General features: G+C 72.1%; 2 protein-coding genes. One reads left to right on the plus strand and one right to left on the minus strand.

The window, feature by feature from the left end:
• On the minus strand, positions 1-899 hold an 899-nt coding region (locus I5E_RS10150; RefSeq protein WP_148286923.1), incomplete at its 3' end, for an SMP-30/gluconolactonase/LRE family protein.
• Between the two features lie 248 nt (positions 900-1,147).
• Between I5E_RS10150 and I5E_RS26990 the strand changes: the two genes are divergently transcribed.
• Positions 1,148-1,760 (plus strand): GNAT family N-acetyltransferase (locus I5E_RS26990; RefSeq protein WP_187290493.1); only part of this gene is annotated, 613 nt, incomplete at its 3' end.

The raw sequence follows: 1,760 nt of genomic DNA on the forward strand, positions 1-1,760 counted from the left end.
TCGCTCGGCTTCGCCTTGCCGTCCGTGAACCCACCGGATGCGGCGCCGGTCGACGGGACGGCCCGGGAGCCGAGGTCGGTGACGGCCAGCGCGGTGCCGCCCTGGTTGATGCTGCGCTGCGCGACGGTGGCCCCGGTGACCGGGTTGACCTGCAGGAACGTGTTCGCGGTCGAGCCCGCGATGTACAGGTAGCCGTCGTCGCCGAACGCGAGGGACGTCAGGCGGGACGCCGGCGTGATCACCGGCCCGACCGCGACCGCCGTCGTGGACCCACCGCCGAGGTCGGCCGCGTCGACGCGGTACAGCTGCGCCGCGGTGTCACTGCTCGAGATGAAGTAGAGGTTGCCCTGTCGGTCGAAGGCGAGGTCGCCGTTGCCGCCGGGAGGGTTCGCCGCCGTCACCGAGGTGACGTTCGACGAGATGGTGTTCGTGTCGGGGTCGTACGACGTGAAGGCGAACGTCGAACCGCTCGACAGCCCGCCGAAGAAGAACTTGCCGCTCTTCGGGTCCACCCCGCCCATCTGGTTCGGGACCAACGGCGGGTTCGGCCGGGCGGCGGTCTCCCAGGAGTCCGTCGACGCGGTGTACTCGAAGACCGTGGTGCTGTTGGTCATGAACAGCTCGTCACCGTCACCGGAGATGCCGATCTGGTTGAGACCGGTCGCGTTGCCCGGCGCCGTCACGGCGGGGGTCGCGGCACCGCTCGTCCGGTCGACGGCGTAGACCGTCGAGGAGCCGGAGACGGTCGCGTAGAGCGTCGTCGCGGGGAACGGTGCGGCGGCCGATGCCAGCTGCGGCGTCAGGAGGACTGCGCTCCCCGCGACCAGCGCGGTGACGGCAGCTCCTGCGAGCAGGCGGGCGGGGCGGCGGCGCACGGGGGCACGGTGCTGTGCAGACACGCTGATCCTTCGGGTCGACGATCAGGGACCCGGAGCGCGCGCGACAGCATCCGCGCAGGCAGGGGGCGCTGCGACAGGGAAGGCGGGTGTTCGGGTCACCACACGGGACCGGTACGGTCCCGCGACTCGACGGTATCGAGCTGCGGGAAACCGCAACAACACCCCGACCGGGGTACACCGCGTCCCACCTTGTGGGGACAACTGTGCGGCTTCGCCCGGACGGTCGTCGGGCGGCCTACGCTTCGGCCATGGTCACCGTTGCCCGACCCCCGGCGTCGTACACCGTGCGTGCGCTCGACCCGTCGACGTGGGACGCCTTCGAGGAGCTCTGCAGCACGAGCGACGGCTTCCCGAGCGGGTGCTTCTGCATCGGCTTCCACGACGAGGGGCCGGAACGCGACGCCGGCCGCAACCGGGCGCGCAAGTACGCCCGGGTCCTCGCCGGCACCACGCACGCAGCGTTGGTCTTCGCCGACGACCGGTGCGTCGGGTGGTGCCAGTTCGGTCCGGTCACCGAGGTCGTGCGCATCAAGAGCCGTCGCGAGTACGAACGGTCGCACGTCGGCGCGGGACCCGACTGGCGCATCGGCTGCAACTACGTCCGAGCGGGCCACCGACGGCAGGGGGTCGCGACCGCGGCGCTCGGCGGCGCGATCGACCTCATCGCCGCCGCCGGTGGGGGTGTCGTGGAGGGCTACCCGGAGCCCGCGGGCGCGGTGCCGGCCGGGTTCCTGTTCCACGGCGCGCTGTCCACCTTCGAGCGCTTCGGGTTCACCCGCGACCGCGCGATCGGCAAGCACCGCTGGGTCGTGACGCGGGCGGTGCAGCCGGCCNGAGGNGNACNGGAGGCNCNNNNCNNNA

Origin of the sequence: Curtobacterium sp. B18 (genome assembly GCF_000333375.1) — a bacterium.
Taxonomy (GTDB): domain Bacteria; phylum Actinomycetota; class Actinomycetes; order Actinomycetales; family Microbacteriaceae; genus Curtobacterium.